This is a genomic window from Streptomyces sp. NPDC048481 (assembly GCF_043200075.1).
GTDB lineage: Bacteria > Actinomycetota > Actinomycetes > Streptomycetales > Streptomycetaceae > Streptomyces.
This window is the reverse complement of record NZ_JBICXC010000009.1, coordinates 113,127-134,319: the sequence shown is the minus strand read 5'-3', so window position 1 is coordinate 134,319 and position 21,193 is coordinate 113,127. Positions and strand designations below refer to the sequence as shown.

Annotated in this window: 21 protein-coding genes; 14 read left to right on the top strand and 7 right to left on the bottom strand. The window is 73.1% G+C overall.

All coding sequences use genetic code 11. The annotated features are described in order from the left end of the window. Positions 1-26: 26 nt before the first annotated feature. Both ACGFSH_RS25455 and ACGFSH_RS25450 read right to left on the bottom strand, forming a co-directional pair. Positions 27-509, bottom strand: coding sequence for a DUF3515 domain-containing protein (locus ACGFSH_RS25455; RefSeq protein WP_393352528.1), 483 nt, complete (start codon positions 507-509; stop codon positions 27-29). A 20-nt stretch (positions 510-529) separates the two neighbouring features. After that, the gene (locus ACGFSH_RS25450) at positions 530-763 is read right to left on the bottom strand and encodes an Lrp/AsnC ligand binding domain-containing protein (protein ID WP_329413987.1); all 234 of its coding nucleotides are present in this window, start codon (positions 761-763) and stop codon (positions 530-532) included. 209 nt (positions 764-972) lie between these two features. Here ACGFSH_RS25450 and ACGFSH_RS25445 point away from each other — a divergent pair, with 209 nt between their 5' ends. Next, positions 973-1,938, top strand: coding sequence for a thiamine-phosphate kinase (locus ACGFSH_RS25445; RefSeq protein ID WP_329413989.1), 966 nt, complete (start codon positions 973-975; stop codon positions 1,936-1,938). Next, complete coding sequence (thiD, locus tag ACGFSH_RS25440) at positions 1,935-2,750, top strand: bifunctional hydroxymethylpyrimidine kinase/phosphomethylpyrimidine kinase (protein WP_393352525.1); 816 nt, start codon at positions 1,935-1,937, stop codon at positions 2,748-2,750. The genes ACGFSH_RS25445 and thiD overlap by 4 nt, the downstream gene beginning before the upstream one ends. Positions 2,751-2,874: 124 nt before the next feature. On the opposite strand, the gene rpmB is transcribed toward thiD, so the two are convergent. Continuing rightward, positions 2,875-3,060, bottom strand: a complete 186-nt coding sequence (gene rpmB, locus ACGFSH_RS25435; RefSeq protein WP_013000438.1) for a 50S ribosomal protein L28 — start codon at positions 3,058-3,060, stop codon at positions 2,875-2,877. Between the two features lie 280 nt (positions 3,061-3,340). Between rpmB and ACGFSH_RS25430 the strand changes: the two genes are divergently transcribed. Next, a complete protein-coding gene (locus tag ACGFSH_RS25430) occupies positions 3,341-5,098 on the top strand; it encodes a DAK2 domain-containing protein (protein ID WP_393352523.1) in 1,758 nt (585 codons plus the stop codon). Between the two features lie 136 nt (positions 5,099-5,234). On the opposite strand, the gene ACGFSH_RS25425 is transcribed toward ACGFSH_RS25430, so the two are convergent. Continuing rightward, a complete protein-coding gene (locus ACGFSH_RS25425) occupies positions 5,235-8,309 on the bottom strand; it encodes a tetratricopeptide repeat protein (RefSeq protein WP_393352522.1) in 3,075 nt (1,024 codons plus the stop codon). Next, the gene (locus ACGFSH_RS25420; protein ID WP_393352519.1) at positions 8,302-10,164 is read right to left on the bottom strand and encodes an HSP90 family protein; all 1,863 of its coding nucleotides are present in this window, start codon (positions 10,162-10,164) and stop codon (positions 8,302-8,304) included. Before ACGFSH_RS25420 ends, ACGFSH_RS25425 begins: the two co-directional genes overlap by 8 nt. Positions 10,165-10,329: 165 nt before the next feature. Between ACGFSH_RS25420 and recG the strand changes: the two genes are divergently transcribed. The 8 genes from recG to mutM all read left to right on the top strand — a co-directional run bounded on the left by recG (position 10,330) and on the right by mutM (position 17,808). Next, complete coding sequence (gene recG, locus ACGFSH_RS25415; RefSeq protein WP_393352517.1) at positions 10,330-12,558, top strand: ATP-dependent DNA helicase RecG; 2,229 nt, start codon at positions 10,330-10,332, stop codon at positions 12,556-12,558. 93 nt (positions 12,559-12,651) lie between these two features. Then, positions 12,652-13,263, top strand: a complete 612-nt coding sequence (rsmD, locus tag ACGFSH_RS25410) for a 16S rRNA (guanine(966)-N(2))-methyltransferase RsmD (protein WP_393352515.1) — start codon at positions 12,652-12,654, stop codon at positions 13,261-13,263. A 26-nt stretch (positions 13,264-13,289) separates the two neighbouring features. Continuing rightward, a complete protein-coding gene (gene coaD, locus ACGFSH_RS25405) occupies positions 13,290-13,769 on the top strand; it encodes a pantetheine-phosphate adenylyltransferase (RefSeq protein ID WP_393352844.1) in 480 nt (159 codons plus the stop codon). A gap of 110 nt (positions 13,770-13,879) precedes the next feature. Then, positions 13,880-14,980 carry an ATP synthase F0 subunit B gene (locus ACGFSH_RS25400; RefSeq protein WP_393352513.1) on the top strand — a complete coding sequence of 367 codons (1,101 nt, stop codon included), beginning with the start codon at positions 13,880-13,882 and terminating at the stop codon, positions 14,978-14,980. A 166-nt stretch (positions 14,981-15,146) separates the two neighbouring features. Then, positions 15,147-15,800 (top strand): YceD family protein, encoded by a 654-nt coding sequence (locus ACGFSH_RS25395; protein ID WP_329414007.1) that lies wholly within the window; start codon positions 15,147-15,149, stop codon positions 15,798-15,800. 2 nt (positions 15,801-15,802) lie between these two features. Next, positions 15,803-15,976 carry a 50S ribosomal protein L32 gene (rpmF, locus tag ACGFSH_RS25390; RefSeq protein WP_007493396.1) on the top strand — a complete coding sequence of 58 codons (174 nt, stop codon included), beginning with the start codon at positions 15,803-15,805 and terminating at the stop codon, positions 15,974-15,976. Positions 15,977-15,995: 19 nt separating this feature from the next. Next, on the top strand, positions 15,996-16,814 hold the full coding sequence (gene rnc / locus ACGFSH_RS25385; RefSeq protein ID WP_329414009.1) for a ribonuclease III: 819 nt from the start codon (positions 15,996-15,998) through the stop codon (positions 16,812-16,814). Positions 16,815-16,947: 133 nt separating this feature from the next. After that, positions 16,948-17,808 carry a bifunctional DNA-formamidopyrimidine glycosylase/DNA-(apurinic or apyrimidinic site) lyase gene (gene mutM, locus ACGFSH_RS25380; RefSeq protein ID WP_393352509.1) on the top strand — a complete coding sequence of 287 codons (861 nt, stop codon included), beginning with the start codon at positions 16,948-16,950 and terminating at the stop codon, positions 17,806-17,808. Here the strand turns inward: mutM and ACGFSH_RS25375 are convergent. Beyond that, complete coding sequence (locus ACGFSH_RS25375; RefSeq protein ID WP_393352508.1) at positions 17,781-18,182, bottom strand: winged helix-turn-helix transcriptional regulator; 402 nt, start codon at positions 18,180-18,182, stop codon at positions 17,781-17,783. The genes mutM and ACGFSH_RS25375 overlap by 28 nt on opposite strands. A 116-nt stretch (positions 18,183-18,298) precedes the next feature. Here ACGFSH_RS25375 and ACGFSH_RS25370 point away from each other — a divergent pair, with 116 nt between their 5' ends. Further along, positions 18,299-18,931 carry a flavodoxin family protein gene (locus ACGFSH_RS25370; protein WP_393352506.1) on the top strand — a complete coding sequence of 211 codons (633 nt, stop codon included), beginning with the start codon at positions 18,299-18,301 and terminating at the stop codon, positions 18,929-18,931. A 32-nt stretch (positions 18,932-18,963) separates the two neighbouring features. On the opposite strand, the gene ACGFSH_RS25365 is transcribed toward ACGFSH_RS25370, so the two are convergent. Next, the gene (locus ACGFSH_RS25365; RefSeq protein WP_393352504.1) at positions 18,964-20,109 is read right to left on the bottom strand and encodes a CAP domain-containing protein; all 1,146 of its coding nucleotides are present in this window, start codon (positions 20,107-20,109) and stop codon (positions 18,964-18,966) included. A 198-nt stretch (positions 20,110-20,307) separates the two neighbouring features. Between ACGFSH_RS25365 and ACGFSH_RS25360 the strand changes: the two genes are divergently transcribed. Further along, on the top strand, positions 20,308-20,589 hold the full coding sequence (locus ACGFSH_RS25360) for an acylphosphatase (protein WP_393352502.1): 282 nt from the start codon (positions 20,308-20,310) through the stop codon (positions 20,587-20,589). A 380-nt stretch (positions 20,590-20,969) separates the two neighbouring features. After that, entirely contained in the window at positions 20,970-21,173 is a 204-nt protein-coding gene (locus tag ACGFSH_RS25355) for a hypothetical protein (protein WP_020128723.1), read from the top strand. The last annotated feature ends 20 nt before the right edge of the window (positions 21,174-21,193 follow it).

Sequence of the window (21,193 nt, the reverse complement as noted above, 5' to 3'; positions counted from 1 at the left end):
TGCGGGACGTGCAGGACGTGCGGAACCTAGTCGGCGATCCCCTCGGGGATCGCCTTCTTCACGGCCGGGGCGACGTCGACGAGCGGCGCCATGCCGTCCCCCGTGCGCTTCTCGGGGATCGTCACCTCCACGTACGCCTTGCGCAGGGTGGTGGTGAACCGGAACGCCCCGCCGTCCCGCTTCTCCAGCAGCCAGCCCACCCCGTCCACTTCGACGCCCTCGGCCTCGGGGTCGTTCAGCTTCGCGGGTCGTTCGACACCGCAGCGCAGTATGATCGCCGGGTTCCCCCAGCCCGCGGTCAGCGCGGACGCGGGCGAGGGATCCCGGCGGCCGAGGTCGTCCACGGCGGACGGCAGCGCCTCGTCCAGGTTTCGGCACAGCTCGGTGACCGCTGCCGGGGGACTGGGAACCGCCGTCGACGTGGAGCCGTCTGCTGAGGAGCAGCCCCCCGCAGCGAGCAGGAGAGCGAGCGAGGGCAGGATGACGGGCCGGGGACGGAAAAGGTTCACCGGCCAAGGTTAGACGGGGGCTACAGATGGACCACCGGGCAGGTCAGGGTGCGGGTGATCCCGTCCACCTGCTGGACCTTGGCGACCACCATGCGGCCGAGGTCGTCCACGGTGTCTGCCTGGGCTCGCACGATCACGTCATAGGGTCCCGTCACGTCCTCGGCCTGGACCACGCCAGGGATTCTGCCGATCTCCTCGGCGACGGTCGACGCTTTGCCGACGTCCGTCTGGATGAGGATGTACGCCTGTACCACGGAACCTCCAGGGCGGCCACGAGGATCATGTGGGGAAAAGGAACGCCACGGTATCGCGTCGCCGCGCGCCGCGGGGAGACCTACGAGGACCACGGCTCGCGCGCCGGGGTACGGGGGCACGGAAGAAGTCGGCGGTCGCCTCGACCGTATCGAGGACACTGGGTATGCGCGACCGGGCACGGACGGGTACAGAAGGGGCCGAAGGGCAAATGAAGGGCACTGTCGGTGAACTCGGCGAGTTCGGGCTCATCAGGGAGCTCACCTCCCGTCTCACCACGACCCCCGCGGTGCGGGTCGGCCCCGGCGACGACGCCGCGGTGGTCGCCGCGCCCGACCGCAGGGTCGTGGCCAGCACCGACATCCTGCTGGAGGGCCGGCACTTCCGCCGCGACTGGTCGACGGCCTACGACGTCGGCCGCAAGGCCGCCGCGCAGAACCTCGCCGACATCGCCGCCATGGGCGCGGTGCCGACGGCCCTGCTGCTCGGCCTCGTGGTGCCCGCCGAACTGCCCGTGACCTGGCCGTCGGAGATGATGGACGGACTGCGCGACGAGTGCCAGGTGGCGGGCGCCTCCGTGGTCGGCGGCGACGTCGTGCGGGGCGACACGATCATGGTGTCGATCACCGCGCTCGGCGATCTGCGCAACCAGGAGCCCGTCACCCGCGGCGGAGCCCAGCCCGGCGACCTCGTCGCGGTGACCGGGTGGCTCGGCTGGTCCGCCGCCGGGTACGCCGTCCTCTCCCGCGGCTTCCGCTCGCCCCGCGCCTTCGTGGAGGCCCACCGCCGTCCCGAGCCGCCCTACCACGCCGGTCCGGCGGCCGCCGGGCTCGGCGCGACGGCGATGTGCGACGTCAGCGACGGGCTGATCGCCGACCTCGGGCACATCGCCGAGGCCAGCAAGGTCCGCATCGACATCCGCTCCGGCGCCATAGACATCCCCACCCAGATGAACGACATCGGACAGGCTGTCGGCGTCGACCCCATCCAGTGGGTGCTCACCGGGGGAGAGGACCACGCGATCGTGGCGACCTTCCCGCCGGACGTGAAACTGCCCGCCCGCTGGAAGGTGATCGGCGAGGTGCTCAACCCGTCCGCGCTGCCCCAGGTGACGGTCGACGGGGCGCCGTGGACCAGCAAGGGCGGCTGGGACCACTTCGGGGACATGGAGTCGTGACCGCCCGACCGGCCCCGCCCCGGGTGCTGACCGTGGCCGGCTCCGACTCCGCCGGCGGGGCCGGCGTCCAGGCCGACCTGAAGACGATGCTCGCCCTCGGGGTGCACGGCATGAGCGTCGTCACGGCCGTCACGGCGCAGAACTCCCTCGGCGTGCAGGGGGCTTGGGAGCTGCCGGTGGAGGCGGTCCGGGCCCAGTACCGCAGCGTCGTCGACGACGTCGGCGTCCAGGCCGTCAAGACGGGCATGCTCGCCTCCGCCGAACTCGTCGAGACGGTCGCCGAGTTGCTGGCCGGGACGGACGCGCCCGTCGTCGTCGACCCGGTCGGCGTCTCCAAGCACGGCGATCCGCTGCTGGCGGTCTCCGCGCTGGAGTCCGTGCGCACGAAGCTGCTGCCGCGGGCCACGGTCGCCACCCCCAACCTCGACGAGGTGGCCCGGCTGACCGGCGTGCGGGTCGAGTCCGAGGAGCAGCTCAGGGAGGCGGCGGCCGCGGTGCTGGCGTTCGGGCCGCGCTGGGCGCTGATCAAGGGCGGCCATCTGCCCGGCGACGCGGTGGACCTGCTGACGGACGGCGTCGAGGAGCACTGGCTGCGCGCCCGACGGCACGACAACCGGCACACGCACGGCACCGGCTGCACCCTCGCGTCGGCGATCGCCTCGCACCTCGCGAAGGGCCGGTCCGTGCCCGAGGCGGTGACGGCGGCGAAGAGCTACGTGACCGGGGCGATCGCCGCCGGCTTCGCGCTCGGGGCGGGCATCGGCCCCGTGGACCACGGCTGGGCCCTCGACCGGGAAGCCCAGGCGTCCTGACGGCCTTGGACAGCAAAAAGCCGGTCCACACTGGGTGGACCGGCTCGATGCAGCGAACCAGCAGTGGCCGCGCGCGATGGGGATCCCGCCGGCTCGAACGGAGTCGAGCGCGGGGGAACGTGCGTCAGCGCGAGACCTTGCCGGCCTTGATGCACGAGGTGCAAGCGTTCACGCGCTTCGGCGTCCCGCCCACCACGGTACGGACGCGCTGGATGTTCGGGTTCCAGCGACGGGACGTACGGCGGTGCGAGTGCGAGATGTTGTTGCCGAAGCTCGGCCCCTTGCCACAGACGTCGCAGTTGGCAGCCACGGGTCACTCCAAAGACTTCAGATGCACTTACGGATGATCCCGGCATGCCGGGATCGGATCTAGGATCTGAGTGGCGGTGCCAGGGGGATGGCCCGATGCGGATCGGGCAACCGGAGCAGCATACAACGGCCGCGCCGGTACAACGAAACTACCATGGCTGCTCAGGGGCCCGGCCCCCGCCCGGAGCCGTCCCGCCCGCTCCGGCCCGGCCCGGCCGCTTTCCGCCGTTCACCCGTCCGGGGTCTACGCTGCGTCCAGTCCAGCAGCCAGGGAGGCGCAGGTGGCGCAGGTGCCGCAGACATTCTTCGATGCTCTCGCGGTGCGCACCTGGTGCGGCCTAGCCCTCACGGCGCTGGGGCGGGCGCGCGAGGAGATCGACGCCATCAACGTCTACCCGGTCGCGGACGGGGACACCGGCACCAACCTGTATCTGACCGTCGAGTCGGCGGCGACCGCCGTCGAGGCGGTGTTCGCCGGGTACGAGGCCGGTTCGGGTGCGGGCGCCGGTTCCGCGCCCGCCGGGAAGCCCGCCCTGGCCGACGCCGCCCGCGCGATGGCGCACGGCGCGCTGATCGGGGCGCGCGGCAACTCGGGGACGATCCTCGCGCAGCTGCTGCGCGGCATGGCCCAGGTGCTCGCCGCCGAGGGTGAGGCCTCTCACACCGACGGACGCGGACTGCGGCTGGCCCTCCGGCGGGCGGCCGACTCGGCCCGCCAGGCCGTCGCCCACCCCGTCGAGGGCACCGTCCTGTCGGTCGCCTCGGCCGCCGCCGACGCCGCCGGGACGGCCGTGGGGGCCGAGGGGGCGGAGGACGACTGCGGGATCGTCGCCCGCGCCGCCTACCAGGGAGCCTGCGCGGCGCTCGCCGCGACCCCGGGGCAGCTGGCCGTACTGGAGCGCGCGGGGGTCGTGGACGCGGGCGGCCGGGGGCTGGTCGCGGTGCTCGCGGCCCTGGTGGAGACGTTCACCGGGGAGGCGCCCGGGTTCTCCCCGGTCGCGTCCGGGGGCCCGGTGCGAGAGCGCGGGGCGGGCGGGGACGAGGGCGGGACGGACCTGGCCGACGGCGGCGAGGGCCCCGCGCAGGACTGCGGCGACGGGCCGCAGCACGGCAGCGGCCCCGCCTTCGAGGTGATCTACCTGCTGGAGGCCGAGGACGCCGCCGTGGGGCGGCTGCGCCGACGGCTCGACGCCCTGGGCGACTCGCTCGTCGTGGTCGGCGGCGACGGACTGTGGAACGTCCACGTGCACGTCGACGACGCGGGCGCCGCCGTGGAGGCCGGCGTCGACGCGGGCCGGCCCTACCGGATCCGCATCACCCACTTCGGCGCCGGTGACGCGCACACGCGCGGGAGCGAGCGTCCGCCCCGCGAGCGCGTCCAGCGCGCCGTCGTCGCCGTCGTCCCCGGGGAGGGGCTGGCCGGGCTCTACGCCGAGGCGGGAGCGACCACCGTGCTCGCCCGCCCCGGGGAGCCGCCCGCGAGCGGCGAACTGGTCGACGCGGTACGACGGGCCCACGCGCGCGAGGTCGTGCTGCTGCCCAACGACGCCGACCTGCGCCACACCGCCGCCGCGGCCGCCGAGCAGGCCCGCACGGAAGGCATCCGGGTGGCCCTGATCCCGACCCGCTCGGCCGTGCAGGGGATCGCCGCCCTCGCCGTCCACGAGCCGGAACGCCGCTTCGACGAGGACGTCGTCTCGATGACCTCGGCGGCCGGCGCGACCCGGCACGCCGAGATCGTCCTGGCCGAGTGCCAGTCGTGGACCATGGCCGGCATCTGCCAGGCGGGCGATGTCCTCGGACTCGTCGACGGCGACGTGGCCGTCATCGGCTCCGACGTGACCGCCACCGCCGAGACCCTCCTGAACCGCATGCTGTCGGCCGGCGGCGAACTCGTCACCCTCGTGCTGGGCGACGAGGCCCCCGAGGGGGTCGCCGAGCATCTGGAGGCACGGGTGCGGGAGGCGTACCTCGCCGTCGACACGGTGGTGTACCGGGGCGGCCGGCAGGGCGCCCTGCTCCTCATCGGCGTGGAGTAACCCGGCCCCGGACCCGGACCGGACCTCGCGGGCACGGGTGCGGCGGGCCCGACGGCGGGCGGCCCACGGCCGCACCACTCGCGGGCCCTGCGGTTCGCGGGCCTGCGGTCGCGGGCCCCTGGGGCCGCCGGGGCGTTCAGCGGTCCTTCTGTTCCTCCGCCACCTGGAGCAACTGCTCCGCCTCGGCCCGCCGCGCCCGCGCCGTTGCGTCGTCGCCCTGGGGGCCGCGACCGCCCCGGCCGCCGCCGTACGCACCGTGCTCGCCGCCTTCACCGTGTTCGCCGGGCTCGTCGAGGCGGCCGTGTCCGGCCTCCGCTTCGGCGCCCGAGCCGGCACGCGACTGCGCGTCCGCGTAGGCGCCCAGCACCGCACGCGCGCGTGCCGCCGCCTCGGCCGGACGCCCCAGGTCGCTCTCCAGCCAGCCCGCGGCCAGCTCCGCGCCGGTCCGGGCGTGCAGGGCGCTGTCGCCCAGGGCGACGAACACCGCGACGGCCTCGGACATCTGGGAGAGCGCCTCGTCCAGAGCGGCCCGGATCGAGTCGTCGTCGGCGTCCTCGGCGGCCGAGCGGGCCAGCAGATCCCCGAACTGGCGGTGGGTGTCGCCCAGTTCGGCGACGATCCGGCGGCGCACCTCGTCGTCGCGGGCCGCGTCGAACGCGTCCGCGCACTCCTCCAGGGCGCTCGCCATCAGGTCGCGCGCCGCCTCGGCGCCGTCCTCGGCGCGCAACGCCAGCCACGCGCGGGCCCGCAGTGAGCGGACCAGCCCGTGGACGTTGCCCAGCTCGCGCCACAGCGCGCCCGCGCGCGCGTAGGCCCGGTCCGCGTCGGCATGCAGACCGGCCTGGCCGAGCGACTCGGCTGCCAGGTGGGCCAGGGTCGCGTGGTCGTGCTGTTCGGGCCAGTGGCGGGCGGTCTCGGCGGCCTGCAACCGCCGCTCGGCTGCGTCCCGGTGCTCCCCCAGCTCGCTGAGGCAGTCGCCCAGCCACCACTGCGTCTGGACGACCGCGCCGTCGCCGTGCGTGTCCGCGCTCAGGTCCGCGAGCGCCGACTCCAGCACCTCCGCGGCCTCGGCCCAGCGGCCCTGCCGCACCAGGTACCCGCCGAGCTGGTGCCGCGCCCATGCGCCGAACGTCGGGCCCACGCCCGCCTCGTCGGCCCAGTGCGACGCCTCCAGGGCGTGCTCTGCGGCCTCGGCGTCCTCCCCCCGGCCCCCGACCACCTCGGCGAGCTGAAGATGCAGCTGGGCACGCCCCACCGCCTCCAGGTACGGCCCGCCGTGCTCCAGCGCCGCCCGCAGCGCCCGCTCCGCCTCCGCCATGTCGTCGAGCTGGTGGGCGAGACCGGCCAGCCGTGCCTCGTACTCCACGGCGAACCACGGCAGTCCGGCCGCCACGAACTCGCCGGCCGCCCGGGCGAACAGCTCCACGCCCCCGTGCGGGTCCCCGGACCGCACCGCCAGCTCGGCGAGCATCGCGTGGCCCTCGGCGACCCGTGCGGCGAGCCGCACGTCGTCGCCCGCCCGGCCCTCCACCAGCGCCAGCAGCTCCCGCACGGCCGCCTCCGCCGCCGTCAGCACGCCGTCCGGCACCGGACCCTCGGCCCCGTGGACGTGCCGCATCAGGATCCGGGCCCGCGCCATCAGCACACCCGCCGCCTGCGGCACCTGGGTACCGCCGTCGGCGTACAGCGAGAGGACGCGGTCGTAGGGGCCGGCCACCGCCGCGAGCGCCTCGTCCACCTCGCCGGCGAGCGCGCGGACGTAGGCGGCACGCGCGCGTGCGGCCAGCGCCTCGCCCGGGTCGCCCGCCCGCTCGTACAGCCCGGCCGCCTCCTCGAACTTCTCGGCGCCCTCCGGGCCCAGGCCGATCGCCTCGTGGTCGGCGATCTCCGCGCGGTCACGCGCCCCCAGCTCCAGGCCCTCCGGGCCGGCGGCCGCCTCGGCGACCCGCGCCCAGGCCTCGACGGCGTGCGGCTGAAGGGTCTCCGACAGCCGTCGGGCCTCGGCGAGCAGAGCCGCCGGCTGCGGCCCGCCGGGCTCCCCGGCCGCGGCCGGAGCCTGCGCCGAGGGCTTCGGGACGGCCCCGGCGGACACCGGGCGCGCGGTCCGCACCCCCAGGGGCAGCCGCTCCACCAGGGGCCGCCGCGCCATCCGCGCGCGGGCCCGCTCGCTGACGTGCCGGGTGCCGTTGCGCTCGTCGAAACGCGCGGCCAGCGCGAGCGCCTCCACGCGCGCGTGATCGGCGAGCGCGGCGGCGGTCCACTCCCGGCCGGCCGGACCGGGCACCTGCTGACCGCCGAGCCCCAGCTCCGTCAGCCGGTCCATCAGCAGCGCCGCCACGCTCAGGAACTCCAGCCTGCTGCGCGGGTGTCCCTCGTCGGTGAAGTACGCGGGCCGCTCCGCGAGCAGCTCCAGACCGCGCGCCTCGTTGCCGCTCAGCGCGCAGAACTCGACGTGGGCGGCGTAGGCCCCCCGCATCGACTCCATGGGCCGCACCAGCCGGAACCCGCGCAGATGGTGGGCGCGGGCCTCCTCCGCGCGGCCCAGCCGCAGCAGCGGCAGCAGGGAGGAGGCGAGCACGGTGTGCGGCTCGTGCGCGCACGTGTACTCGCCCTCCAGGACCGGCGCCCACACCTCCAGGGCCTCGGCGTCCCGGCCGCGCTCCGCCTGCCACCAGCCCTGCCCGTGCAGTTCGCACGCATGGCAGTCGGCCATGGCGTCCCGGTCCGCGGCCAGCCAGGCGGCGAACGCCCGCTCGGCCCGCTCCACGTCGCCCACGTGCGCGGCGACGCTGAACTCGGCGCTGCGCACCGCCCGCTCGGAGTGCCCGGCGAGGCGGTAGCGGTGCTCCATCTCGCCCAGCCACTTCTCCACCGACGCCAGCGGCACGTGCGGCTGGTCGAGCATGCCGGCCGACATCCACTTGAAGACCCAGTGCAGCGCGTGCGTCTCGTACGCGTCGAAGTCCTCGGGCCGCTCGTCCCACATGCGCAGCAGCCGCGCGAACGGGACGAACATCTTCGCCTTCTCGGAGCTGTAGTTGTAGACCTTCAGCTGGTGCCCGAGCGCCTCGATCACGGCCAGCGCGATCCCCAGCCTCTCGGCCTCCGCCAGCAACTGCTCCGCGCGCGCGTTGCGGGCCGGCCCCTCCGGCTGCTCGCCGTTCTCCGCCATCGCCCGGCGCAGCGAGTCGAAGTCCGTGATCTCACTCATCGTCGGCCGCCTGTCCCTCCGCCGGCTCCCGATGGGCCGGCTCCCCGTGTGTGGCCCACTCCAGAAGGCCGACGAACGCCCGGTTCAGCAGCGCCGAGTCCGCCGGGCGCAGGGGTCGCTGCGCCATCAGCAGGGCCTGCCCGTACAGGGACTCCGTGGCCGTGCCGATCAGCTCGGGATCGCGCAGCGAACCGATCCGCCGGATCAGCGGGTTGAGATGGTTGAGCACCAGACGCGCGCGTGGGGCGCTCCCGCGCAGTGAGCCCAGGATCCCCGCCCACAGGTCGTCGGCCTCCTCCTCGGCCTGTGCGCGCGCCTGCTCGTGCCTCGCCGCCCGGTCGTCCAGATGGAGCGCCGGCACCGACAGCGGATGGAAGGCCCGCAGGACGACGTCGCAGCCCAGCGGGTCCAGCCTGGCGCGCGCGGCCGCCAGGAAGCCCGCCAGCGCCAGCTCGTCGGCCGCGTCGACGCCGTCCAGGTGGGCCGTCACGGTGTCCGCGTCCAGCTCGGCGACCACGGTCCCCGGCCGCACCGAGGGCAGCGCCTCCACCAGCTCGCCGTCGTACGTGTAACCGCCGTTGACCACCCCGACGCCCTGCGCGGAGGCGATCGGCGCGACCTGCCGGTACTCCTCCACGGTCCGGGTGAAGTGCACCACCGGGTGGCGCCGGGCGAACTCCTCCAGCGACAGCCGTCCGTCGGTCGTCTCGAAGGGCAGCCACGGCAGCATCGTCCGCAGCATCTCCCGGTCGTGGCGCGCCAGGGACTTCACGCCCAGGTGGTGCACCGCCAGGAAGGCCGTGAGCCGCTCCGGATCGCCGGCGGCCAGCCCCGTCAGCCAGGACCGGATGCGCCCGCCCAGCGCCTCGCGCACCGCCGCCAGCGTCTCGTCCTCGTACAGCGACTCCCGCGACGCCGTGGGGCGCAGGCTGTCGGTGTCCAGGACGCAGCGCACGAAGAACGCCCAGTCGGGCAGCAGCTGTTCGCCGCGCTCGGTCAGCAGCATGCCCTTGAGGTGCACCCGGTGACCGCCGCGCTGCGCGGGGCTGACCGCCGACGGCAGCACGTACGCCACCCCGCGGACGCCCGCCAGCGGCACGTCCAGTTCGACCGCGTCCAGCGGTGTGAAGCCGAACAGCTCGTGGCAGTGCCGGGCCAGCGCGACCCGCCGGGCGGCGGGGGAGGGATACGGGCGGTCCCAGGGCGCGGGCAGGTCGGTGACCGCCTCGTCGCCGACCCGGACGTCGTACGGCAGCAGCGACCCGAAATCCCGCGCCAGCTCCCGCACCCGCGACGGCGTCAGCCACTCCGCGGCGCCCGCCCGCGCCTCCAGGTGCACGGTGGTGCCCGGCTCGGGGCGCTCCTCGTGGGGCAGCGTCCGCACGGTGTACGAGCCGTCGTCGCGGGCCGTCCACTCCACGGGCGGCGCGTCCGGCGTCCGCGCGCTGCGGCTGACCACCCGGATCCGCTCGGCCACCACGAAAGCGGCCAGCAGTCCGATGCCGAACTGCCCGAGGAAGTGCGAACGCGCTTCCTGGAGGCCCTCGGCGCGCTTGGAACTGCGCCCGATGGTGGCCAGCAGGCTGTGCACGTCGGCCTCGGTGAGCCCGATGCCCGAGTCCTCCACCCTCAGCCGCCCGTCCGCCGCGACCAGCCGCACCCGCGCCGGGGCGCCGGGCTCCTCGGCCAGCCGGGCGGTGACGGCGTCCACCGCGTTCTGAAGCAGCTCGCGCAGATAGACCCGCGGACTGGAGTACAGGTGATGGGACAGCAGGTCCACCAGGCCGCGCAGGTCGACCTGGAACGTGTGAGGCGGCCGGGGCGCCTGGGATGACTGTGAGGTCTGGGAGTCCATCGCTGCAGCGCCGCGGGCTGGGGGAGGAGCACGGCGCGGGGTCGGGCGGTCCCGGTGGGGCGGTGACCGCGGATGATGGCCAAAGCGCCATCGTAGGGCCCGAACGAGCCGTCTGACCAGGGGTTTCGGGACACCTGTGCGGCGATGTCAGTGCCGTGGTGTGCAATGGATCCCGTGCCCGCGCTGAAAGAACCACTGCAACGACCGCTGAAGTCAGTGCTCGGCCCCGCCACCGCGAAGGTGATGGCCGAGCACCTCGGCCTGCACACCGTCGGCGACCTTCTGCACCACTACCCCCGCAGATACGAGGAGCGCGGCCAGCTCACCCACCTCGCCGACCTCCCCATGGACGAGCACGTCACCGTGGTCGCCCAGGTCGCCGAAGCCCGGCTGCACAGCTTCGCCTCCGCCAAGGCCCCCCGCGGCAAGGGCCAGCGCCTGGAGGTGACGATCACCGACGGCAGCGGCCGGCTGCAACTGGTCTTCTTCGGCAGCGGCGTGCACAAGCCCCACAAGGACCTCCTGCCCGGCACACGCGCGATGTTCTCCGGCAAGGTCTCGGTCTTCAACCGCCGCCTCCAACTCGCCCACCCGGCCTACGAGCTGCTGCGCGCCGACTCCGAGGAGTCCGTCGAGAGCTGGGCCGGCGCCCTGATCCCGCTCTACCCGGCCACCGCCAAACTGGAGTCGTGGAAGATCGCCAAGGCGGTCCAGACCGTCCTGCCCGACGCCCGCGACGCCGTCGACCCGCTCCCCGACTCCCTGCGCGAGGGCCGCGGCCTGGTCTCCCTCCCCGAGGCCCTGCTGAAGATCCACCGCCCGCACACCAAGGCCGACATCGCCGACGCCCGCGCCCGCCTGAAGTGGGACGAGGCGTTCGTCCTCCAGGTCGCCCTGGCCCGCCGCCGGCACGCCGACGCCCAACTCCCGGCCGTCCCCCGCAGGCCCGCCCCCGACGGCCTCCTCACCGCCTTCGACGCCCGCCTGCCGTTCACCCTCACCGAGGGCCAGCGGAAGGTCTCCAGAGAGATCTTCGACGACCTGGCCACGGACCACCCGATGCACCGGCTGCTCCAGGGCGAGGTGGGTTCGGGCAAGACCCTGGTCGCCCTGCGCGCCATGCTCGCCGTGGTCGACGCCGGCGGGCAGGCCGCGCTGCTCGCGCCCACCGAGGTCCTCGCCCAGCAGCACCACCGATCGGTCGTCGAGATGATGGGCGACCTCGCCGAGGGGGGCATGCTCGGCGGATCCGACCACGGCACCAAGGTCGTGCTGCTGACCGGCTCGATGGGCACGGCCGCCCGCCGCCACGCCCTCCTCGACCTGGTCACCGGCGAGGCCGGCATCGTGATCGGCACGCACGCGCTGATCGAGGACAAGGTCCAGTTCCACGACCTCGGCCTGGTCGTGGTCGACGAGCAGCACCGCTTCGGCGTCGAGCAGCGCGACGCCCTGCGCGGCAAGGGCAAGCAGCCCCCGCACCTGCTGGTCATGACGGCCACGCCGATCCCGCGCACCGTCGCCATGACCGTCTTCGGCGACCTGGAGACCTCCGTCCTCGACCAGCTCCCGGCCGGCCGCTCGCCCATCGCCAGCCATGTCGTCCCGGCCGCCGACAAACCCCACTTCCTGGCGCGCGCGTGGGAGCGCGTGCGCGAGGAGGTGGAGGGCGGCCACCAGGCCTACGTCGTCTGCCCGCGCATCGGCGACGACGCCGACGAACCGGGGGGGTCCGGGAAGGGCGGCCGGAAGAAGTCCGCCGAGGACGAGGCGGAGAAGCGCCCGCCCCTCGCGGTCCTGGAGGTGGCCGAGCAACTGGCGAAGGGCCCGCTGAGCGGCTTGAGCGTCGAGGTGCTGCACGGCCGGATGCACCCCGACGACAAGGACGCCGTGATGCGCCGCTTCGCCGCCGGCGACATCGACGTCCTCGTCGCGACGACCGTCATCGAGGTCGGCGTCAACGTCCCCAACGCCACCGCGATGGTGATCATGGACGCCGACCGCTTCGGCGTCTCCCAGCTCCACCAGCTGCGCGGCCGGGTCGGCCGGGGCTCGGCCCCCGGCCTGTGCCTCCTGGTCAGCGAGATGCCGGAGGCGAGCCCGGCCCGGCAGCGCCTCGCCGCCGTCGCCACCACCCTCGACGGCTTCGAGCTCTCCCGCATCGACCTCGAACAGCGCCGTGAGGGGGACGTCCTGGGCCAGGCCCAGTCCGGCGCCCGCACCTCCCTGCGCGTCCTGGCGGTGATCGAGGACGAGGAGGTCATCGCCGAGGCCCGTGAGGAGGCGGTGGCGGTGGTCACGGCCGACCCGGAACTCGGCGCCTACCCGGGCCTGCGCACGGCCCTGGACGCCCTGCTGGACGAGGAGCGGGAGCAGTACCTGGAGAAGGGCTGAGCCGCGGCGGCCGCCGCGGGCCACGAGGGCGTCCCGTCCCCGCCTGAGAGACTGGACCCGTGACCGCCGGGCCCGTCCGCAACGGGCGGCCCCGTGACCCCTGCCGAACAAGGACCCGAGATGACCCGCGTGATCGCTGGCGCAGCAGGCGGACGTCGCCTGGCCGTCCCGCCGGGGAACGGCACCCGTCCCACCTCCGACCGCGCCCGCGAAGGCCTCTTCTCCACCTGGCAGTCGCTCCTCGGCGGGCCCCTGGACGGCGAACGCGTCCTCGACCTGTACGCCGGCTCCGGCGCCGTCGGCCTGGAGGCCCTCTCCCGCGGCGCGGGCCACACCCTCCTGGTCGAGGCGGACGCCCGCGCGGCCCGCACGATCCGGGAGAACGTGAGGGCGCTCGGCCTGCCCGGTGCCGAGGTCCGCGCGGGCAAGGCCCGCCAGGTCGTCCAGGAGACTCCCGCCGCCCCCTACGACCTCGCGTTCCTCGACCCCCCGTACGCCGTCTCCGACGACGATCTTCGCGAGATCCTGCTCACACTCCGCTCGGGGGGCTGGCTAGCGGCCGATGCCCTCGTCACCGTGGAGCGCAGCACCAGAGGCGGGGAGTTCCACTGGCCGGACGGCTTCGCGGCGCTCCGGGCCCGTCGCTACGGCGAGGGAACGTTTTGGTACGGTCGCGCCGCCTCTACGTGCGAAGACGCACGATGACCGGACCGGAGAGCGAGGGACCACAAGTGCGCCGTGCCGTCTGTCCCGGGTCGTTCGACCCGATCACCAACGGACACCTCGACATCATTTCCCGCGCCTCCCGTCTGTACGACGAGGTCTACGTCGCGGTGATGATCAACAAGTCGAAGAAGGGCCTGTTCGAGATCGACGAGCGGATCGACCTGATCCGCGAGGTCACCGCCGAGTACGGCAACGTCCGCGTCGAGGCGTTCCACGGCCTCCTCGTCGACTTCTGCAAGGAACGCGAGATCCCGGCCATCGTCAAGGGCCTGCGCGCGGTCAGCGACTTCGACTACGAGCTTCAGATGGCCCAGATGAACAACGGCCTCTCGGGCGTCGAGACGCTGTTCGTGCCGACCAACCCCACCTACAGCTTCCTGTCGTCCTCCCTGGTCAAGGAGGTCGCCACCTGGGGTGGCGATGTCTCCCACCTGGTGCCCGCGCAGGTCCTCGCGGCGCTCGGCGAGCGCCTGCGGCAGGACTGACGCCGGCCGGGGCTCCTGACGGCCCGTCATCCGCTGTCCGGCGGACACCCCGTGGCCTTACAGTCGTCCCGTCCGTCTCCAACCCAGCTGTAGAGAGTGGCGAGCAACCGGTGGACGTGCAGAAGAAGCTCGACGAGATCGTCACGGCGGTCTCCAGTGCCCGGTCGATGCCGATGTCGGCCTCGTGCGTGGTCAACCGCGCGGACCTGCTCGCCCTGCTCGAAGAGGTGCGCGCGGCCCTGCCCGACTCCCTGGCCCAGGCCGAGGAGCTGATCGGCGGCCGCGAGCAGATGGTGGAGCAGGCCCGCGTCGAGGCCGAGCGGATCATCTCCACCGCGCACGCCGAACGCGGCTCCCTGCTCTCCGACACCGAGATCGCCCGCCGCTCGCAGGCGGAGGCCGACCGGATCCTCGCCGAGGCCCGCAAGGAGGCCGAGGAGGTCCGCGCCGAGGCCGACGACTACGTCGACTCCAAGCTCGCGAACTTCGAGGTCGTCCTCACCAAGACGCTCGGCTCCGTCGGCCGGGGCCGCGAGAAGCTCCTCGGCACCGGCCCGGGCGTCGACGAGAACGGTTACGAGGACGAGGACGCCCCCGAGCGCAGCCACGACCCCGAGACCCTGCGCCGGGACGCCGACGCCTACGTCGACACCAAGCTGGGCGCCTTCGAGGCGGTCCTCGCCAAGACCCTGGAGGCGGTCGGCCGGGGCCGTCAGAAGCTGCACGGCCGCATCGCCACGGACGATCTCGGCGCCCTCGCCGGCGACCCGACGACGTTCCAGCACTCCTCGGACGCCGACTACCTCGCCGACCTGGCCGCTCTCGCGGAGCAGGACGCGAACGCCGGACAGCCCGTCCAGCAGCCGTACGCACAGCAGGAGCCGCAGCCGGCGTACGGCTACCAGCAGCCGGGGGACGGCTACCCGCAGCAGGCGGACCCCTATGGCGGCTACCAGCAGCAGGAGCAGCAGACCTACGGCGGGCAGGACGCCTACGGCTACCAGCAGGCGGACCCCTACGCGTACGGCTACGACAGCGGGCAGGCGGCCTACGACCCCCACCAGGCCGTCCAGCAGGCCCAGCAGGCCCAGCAGGCGCAGCAACAGCAGCAGGACCGGCCGGGGTACGCCCTGGACGAGACGAGCCTCTTCGACACCAGCATGATCAGTGCCGAGCAGCTGCGCGCGTACGAGCAGGAGCGCGGCCTGTAGGAGCGCCCGCGGCGGCCCGGCACCACCCGATTGGGCTGTGGGCGAAAGCTCCAGTATCCTGGCTCTTCGGTCGCGTGTGCGCCTGGCCGATTTCGCATGCGCCCGCGATCGATGCCGCCCGTTTACACCGGGGGCGGCGTCCCGAGTTCGAAGATCGAAAGCAGGAATGGCTCTGAACGCCCGCCTCGACCACCGCAACCCTCTTGTGTTCGACACACACGAGCTGGGGCGGCGTCCTGGCGCGCTGCAGCGCCTGACCCGTGAGATCGACGCTCCCAGGGATCTCGGGATCCAGGGAGTGATCGGGGTGCCGGAAGGCGCCCCGGTGGAGCTCGCGCTCCGACTCGAGTCGGTCATGGAAGGGGTGCTCGTCACAGGCACCGCCCGTGCACAGGCCGAGGGGGAGTGCGTAAGGTGTCTGGAGCCGCTCGAGCTCGATCTCGAAGCGGAGTTCCAGGAGATGTTCTCGTACCCTGACGCCGACGACCGGGGCCGTGTGAAAGCGGAGCCGGCCGACGACGCCGAGGAAGACGAGGACAGGCTCTTTCTCGAGGACGGCCTGTTCGACCTCGAACCCGTGCTGCGTGATGCGGTGGTGCTCGCACTGCCGATGCAGCCGGTGTGCCAGGACGACTGCCCCGGCCTGTGCTCCCAGTGCGGAGCCCGGCTGGCGGACGACCCGGGACACCACCATGACGCCACCGACATCCGTTGGGCGGCACTGCAGGGACTCGCCGGTTCACTCGAAGACGGCGAGAAGGACGAGATGAGCGGCGGCGTGCCTCGATCAGCGCCCGCCGACGAGAAGCAGGAGAAGTAGCCGTGGCTGTTCCGAAGCGGAAGATGTCGCGCAGCAACACGCGCCACCGCCGGTCGCAGTGGAAGGCTGCGGTCCCCACCCTGGTTGCGTGCGAGCGCTGCCACGAGCCCAAGCTGCAGCACATCGCGTGCCCGTCTTGCGGCACCTACAACAAGCGCCAGGTCCTCGAGGTCTGAGCGGCTGGTGAGAGGCTTCATGTCTGACGCCAAGGCGGACACGACCGCCAAGAAAAAGGCGGACACCACAGCCTCGTCCCACACGCTTCTGGAAGGGCGGCTCGGCTATCAGCTCGAGTCCGCCCTTCTGGTGCGTGCGCTGACCCACCGTTCCTACGCGTACGAGAACGGCGGTCTGCCGACGAACGAGCGGCTGGAGTTCCTCGGGGACTCCGTGCTCGGCCTCGTCGTCACGGACACGCTGTACCGCACCCACCCCGACCTGCCCGAAGGCCAACTGGCCAAGCTTCGGGCCGCGGTGGTCAACTCGCGCGCGCTGGCGGAGGTCGGCCGTGGCCTCGACCTGGGCTCCTTCATCCGGCTCGGCCGGGGCGAAGAGGGCACGGGCGGCCGGGACAAGGCGTCCATCCTCGCCGACACCCTGGAAGCGGTGATCGGCGCGGTCTATCTCGACCAGGGCCTCGAAGCGGCCTCCGAACTGGTGCACCGCCTGTTCGATCCGCTGATCGAGAAGTCCTCGAACCTCGGCGCCGGCCTGGACTGGAAGACCAGCCTCCAGGAGCTCACCGCGACCGAAGGGCTCGGCGTCCCCGAGTACCTGGTCACGGAGACCGGCCCCGACCACGAGAAGACCTTCACTGCTGCCGCCCGCGTCGGAGGCGTCTCGTACGGCACCGGCACCGGCCGCAGCAAGAAGGAGGCGGAGCAGCAGGCCGCCGAGTCCGCATGGCGGTCCATCCGGGCCGCGGCGGACGAGCGCGCCAAGGCGGAGCAGACGGCCCAGGCCGTCCCGGTCGCCGACGGCAGCACGCCGGACCCCGAGTCCGCCTCCGCCTGACGAGCACCGCGGCAGCGACACAGCAGCACCGCGGTGCCGGCACCAGCAGTACCCAGCAACATCAGCAGCACCAGCAGTACGAGACGAACGCCCGCCCCCTGCAGGGAGGCGGGCGTTCCGTACGGGGGATCCCATGCCCGAGTTGCCCGAGGTCGAAGTCGTCCGGCGCGGTCTGGAGCGGTGGGTCGCCCATCGCACGGTCGCCGGCGCCGAGGTGCTGCATCCGCGCGCCGTGCGCCGGCACCTCGCCGGCGCCGACGACTTCGCGCACCGCGTCGAGGGGCATCGCGTCGGCACGCCCAGCCGCCGCGGCAAGTACCTGTGGCTGCCGCTGGAGGACACCCGCCTCGCGGTCCTGGCCCACCTCGGGATGAGCGGCCAGCTCCTGGTGCAGCCGCACGCGGCCCCTGACGAGAAACACCTGCGCGTCCGGGTCCGCTTCGCCGACGACGTGGACACCGAACTGCGCTTCGTGGACCAGCGCACCTTCGGCGGGCTGTCCCTGCACGACGTCACCCCCGACGGACTGCCGGACGTCATCGCGCACATCGCCCGCGACCCCCTCGACCCGCTGTTCGACGACGAGGCCTTCCACCAGGCCCTGCGGCGCAAGCGCACCACGATCAAGCGGGCCCTGCTCGACCAGTCGCTGATCAGCGGAGTCGGCAACATCTACGCGGACGAGGCGCTGTGGCGGTCCCGTCTGCACTACGACCGCCCGACCGGGAACCTCGCCCGCCCGCGCACGCGTGAACTCCTGGGCCACGTCCGGGACGTGATGAACGCGGCGCTCGCCGTCGGTGGCACCAGCTTCGACAGCCTCTACGTCAACGTCAACGGCGAATCCGGCTACTTCGACCGGTCGCTGGACGCCTACGGGCGCGAGGGCCTGCCCTGCAAGCGCTGCGGCACGCCCATGCGCCGGCGCCCGTGGATGAACCGGTCCAGCTACTTCTGCCCGAAGTGTCAGACGCCGCCGCGCATACCGTCGTAACGCTCGCGGGCCGCGAGGACGTCGTCCATCCGCCCTTCGAGGTGATGGATCAGGCTGAGCAGGCGTTCGGCCACCTCACGCCCGAGCGGGGTCAGTTCGTAGTCCACGCGGGGCGGGTTGGTGGGCTGCGCCTCGCGGTGCACCAGCCCGTCGCGCTCCAGGGCGTGCAGTGTCTGCGACAGCATCTTCTCGCTCACGCCGTCGACCCGGCGGCGCAGCTCGTTGAACCGCAGTGAGCCCTCGTACAGCGCGCCGAGCGTGAGCCCGCCCCAGCGGCCGGTGATGTGCTCCAGCGTGCCGCGCGAGGGGCAGGCCCTGGCGAACACGTTGAACGGGAGGGCCTGGTCCTCCTCGTTCGTCCGGGTGGTGGTCATGACACGAGCGTACTCCAAGGCAGCGCTAACCGGCAGGTTGCACTAACGAAAAGTTAGTGCTTTCCTTCACTCACTGTCCCTGAGCTGCCCAACGGCTCTGTTCATGAGGAGTGAGCATGTCCGCCCCTGTCACCACGGCCGTCGGCACCGCCCCCGTCGTCCCCGCCTCGCCCGTCGTCTCCATCGCCTACCACTCCGGCTACGGCCACACCGCCGTCCTCGCCGAGGCCGTGCGCGCCGGCGCCCTGGACGCCGGCGCCGAGGTGCACCTGATCAAGGTCGACGAGATCACCGAGGAGCAGTGGTCCCTGCTCGACGGCTCGGACGCGATCGTCTTCGGCTCGCCCACCTACATGGGCACCGCGTCCGGCGCCTTCCACGCCTTCGGTGAGGCGACCTCCGCGCGCTGGGCCACCCAGGCCTGGAAGGACAAGCTGGCCGCCGGGTTCACCAACTCGGGCTCCAAGAGCGGCGACAAGCTGCACACGCTGCAGTTCTTCCAGATCCTGGCCGCGCAGCTCGGCATGCACTGGGTCAGCCTCGGCCTGCTGCCCGGCTGGAACAGCTCCACCGGCTCCGAGAACGACCTCAACCGCCTGGGCGTGTTCCTCGGCGCGGCCGCCCAGACCAACGTCGACGAGGGCCCGGACGGCGTGCACAAGGCCGACCTCGCGACGGCGGAGCACCTGGGGCGCAGGGTCGCCGAGACGGCCGCGGTCTTCCTGGCCGGCGGCAACCGGGCTGCTTGATCGTTTCTGCGCTCAGGGCCGGGCGACGGCCCTCAGTAGCCGAAGTCCTGCGTCCACCAGGGACCGCCCGAGCCGAAGTGGACGCCGACGCCGAGGGTCTTGAAGTCGCAGTTCAGGATGTTCGCCTTGTGGCCGGGGCTGTTCATCCAGGCCGCCATGACCGCGGCGGCGTCGGACTGGCCGCGGGCTATGTTCTCGCCGCCGAGGTCGGATATGCCGGCCTTGGCCGCCCGGTCCCAGGGGCTCGCCCCGTCCGGGTCGGTGTGGTCGAAGAAGCCGCGCGCGGCCATGTCGTCGCTGAAGTTCTCGGCGAGGTCCGACAGGGCGCTGTTCGCTGAGAGAGGGACGCAGCCGACCTTGGCCCGCTCCTCGTTGACCAGGCTCAGCACCTCGGCCGCGGCCTGGGCCTCGGCGGAGACGGTGATCGGCGTCTCGGCCCGCTGCGGCGCCTTGGCCGACGGCTTCGAGCTGGACGGCGTGCTCTGCGGCTTCCGGGTCGGCTTCGACGGCGTGACCTGCGGCTTCTCGGCCGCCGTCTTGCTCGGCGAGGGCGAGGCCGAAGCCGAGGGCGCGGAGGCGGACGCGGACGGGGCGGCCGAGGAGGCGGAGGGCGAGGCGGCCCGGCCGGCGTCACGGCTGGTCGACGCGGGGCCGCGGCCGGACTCGGCGGAGCCCGACGTGCCGCCCTGCTCGGCGGCCGAGTTGGTCGGCGAGCCCGCCGCCTGCACCTTGTCGGCGGGGCCGCTGCCGCCGCCGAGCCGGTAGCTGTCCAGGCCCGGCACCACGCCCGTGGCCACCGCGACGGTGCCCAGGGCGACCGCCGCGGACACGCCGAGCAGCCCCGTCTTCACCGGGGTGACGACGCGCTTCTTGCGGCGGCGGCCCGAACCCTCCCGGCCCGGGGGCCTGCCGCCGGGAGCGAACCCGCCGGACGCGAAGACGGCGGTGTCGGCGCGTCCGTGCTCGTCGTCCATCGCGAACAGGTACTCCTGGCTGCGGGCCACGGAGTCGGCGTAGGCCTCGGGGTTCAGGTACGGGGCGATGCCCATGGTGGGGCGGTCGGCGCCGTACCGGCCCTGCGGGGTGTGACCGTCCGTGAGCGAGCCGTGCGTCTGTGCGACCCCCGTGGCGCGGCTCGTGGCGGCGCGGCCGGCGGCGGAGCGTCGGTGGCGTCCCATGTCCTTGCCTTCCTCGTCCAAGCGGTGTTTCCCCAGGGTCGGCCGGGGGTCGGGGCGTCGCGCGCCTCCTGCTTCCCCTGGTCGACCGGACTCACCCGATGGAGTGAGTTTCATATGAGAATCATTGGGTGGGGACGGTACCGCATGGCGCCCGGGGAGGAAGTGTCCCGAGTGACTTTGCCCGGTTAGGTTGCACCCATGAGCGAGGATGTACGGCTGGTCGCCTGGGTGCGCGGAAACGTCCAGGGCGTGGGATTCCGCTGGTTCACGCGGGCCAAGGCCCTGGAGATCGGCGGCCTGAGTGGTTTTGCTCTCAATTTGGCCGACGGCCGGGTCCAGGTCGTGGCAGAGGGCGGACGGAAGGGCTGCGAGGGACTGCTCGACTGGCTCCTCGGTGACGACACGCCCGGGCGCGTGGACGGCGTCACCGAGATATGGGACACACCGCGCGGGGGCTACGACGGCTTCGCCATCCGCTGATCGGGGGAAGCGGTCCGGCGCTCCGGAAACGGGCGGATGTGCCACCGGCAGCTGCCCGAAGAGGAAAGTGGCAGGTGGTTGCCAAGAATCGCTTGCAGTGGCAGGCTCCGCACGCAAGGATGATCGCCACGCCTCCAGGGCCCCGCAGGAGCCGCAGCGCCGCCGTGACGGCCGCATGCCACCGGGTCGCCCGCCAATACGGGGCGTGATCGTGTTGACCGTCAAACTTTTTGGTGAGACGCTGAAAGCACCCCGCGCACCTCCGCTGTCCGGCATGGATCAACGGCAGCAAGAACAAGATCCCGCCAGGCATCGCGGGTGCGAATCCCTCACGACCCACACCGCTTCGGTCGGTCACTCATTGTGGAGGACCATCCATCATGGCAAAGGCGCTTCTCGGTTACGTCGGCGGCTCCGACCCGCGACTCCTCGCCGAGATGCGACGGCTCCAGCAGCGTGTACAGGATCTGGAATCCGAGCTCGGACGGATCCAGGCCGAGAACGACGCGCTGACGGCTGCCGCTTCTCACGAATCGCTTCTGGAGAGCATCGACGCACGCCAGGCGGAGCCTGCGCTCACCTGATCGCTGCACCGCTGCACAAC

Excerpts from the sequence above, each read along its gene's own strand:
- ACGFSH_RS25445 (WP_329413989.1), top strand. The coding sequence starts at position 973 with ATGAAGGGCACTGTCGGTGAACTCGGCGAGTTCGGGCTCATCAGGGAG.
- ACGFSH_RS25365 (WP_393352504.1), bottom strand. The coding sequence starts at position 20,109 with ATGGGACGCCACCGACGCTCCGCCGCCGGCCGCGCCGCCACGAGCCGC.
- ACGFSH_RS25420 (WP_393352519.1), bottom strand. The coding sequence starts at position 10,164 with ATGGACTCCCAGACCTCACAGTCATCCCAGGCGCCCCGGCCGCCTCAC.
- ACGFSH_RS25395 (WP_329414007.1), top strand. The coding sequence starts at position 15,147 with ATGGCTCTGAACGCCCGCCTCGACCACCGCAACCCTCTTGTGTTCGAC.
- mutM (WP_393352509.1), top strand. The coding sequence starts at position 16,948 with ATGCCCGAGTTGCCCGAGGTCGAAGTCGTCCGGCGCGGTCTGGAGCGG.
- ACGFSH_RS25375 (WP_393352508.1), bottom strand. The coding sequence starts at position 18,182 with ATGACCACCACCCGGACGAACGAGGAGGACCAGGCCCTCCCGTTCAAC.
- recG (WP_393352517.1), top strand. The coding sequence starts at position 10,330 with ATGGATCCCGTGCCCGCGCTGAAAGAACCACTGCAACGACCGCTGAAG.
- ACGFSH_RS25355 (WP_020128723.1), top strand. The coding sequence starts at position 20,970 with ATGGCAAAGGCGCTTCTCGGTTACGTCGGCGGCTCCGACCCGCGACTC.
- rnc (WP_329414009.1), top strand. The coding sequence starts at position 15,996 with ATGTCTGACGCCAAGGCGGACACGACCGCCAAGAAAAAGGCGGACACC.
- ACGFSH_RS25425 (WP_393352522.1), bottom strand. The coding sequence starts at position 8,309 with ATGAGTGAGATCACGGACTTCGACTCGCTGCGCCGGGCGATGGCGGAG.
- ACGFSH_RS25370 (WP_393352506.1), top strand. The coding sequence starts at position 18,299 with ATGTCCGCCCCTGTCACCACGGCCGTCGGCACCGCCCCCGTCGTCCCC.
- ACGFSH_RS25360 (WP_393352502.1), top strand. The coding sequence starts at position 20,308 with ATGAGCGAGGATGTACGGCTGGTCGCCTGGGTGCGCGGAAACGTCCAG.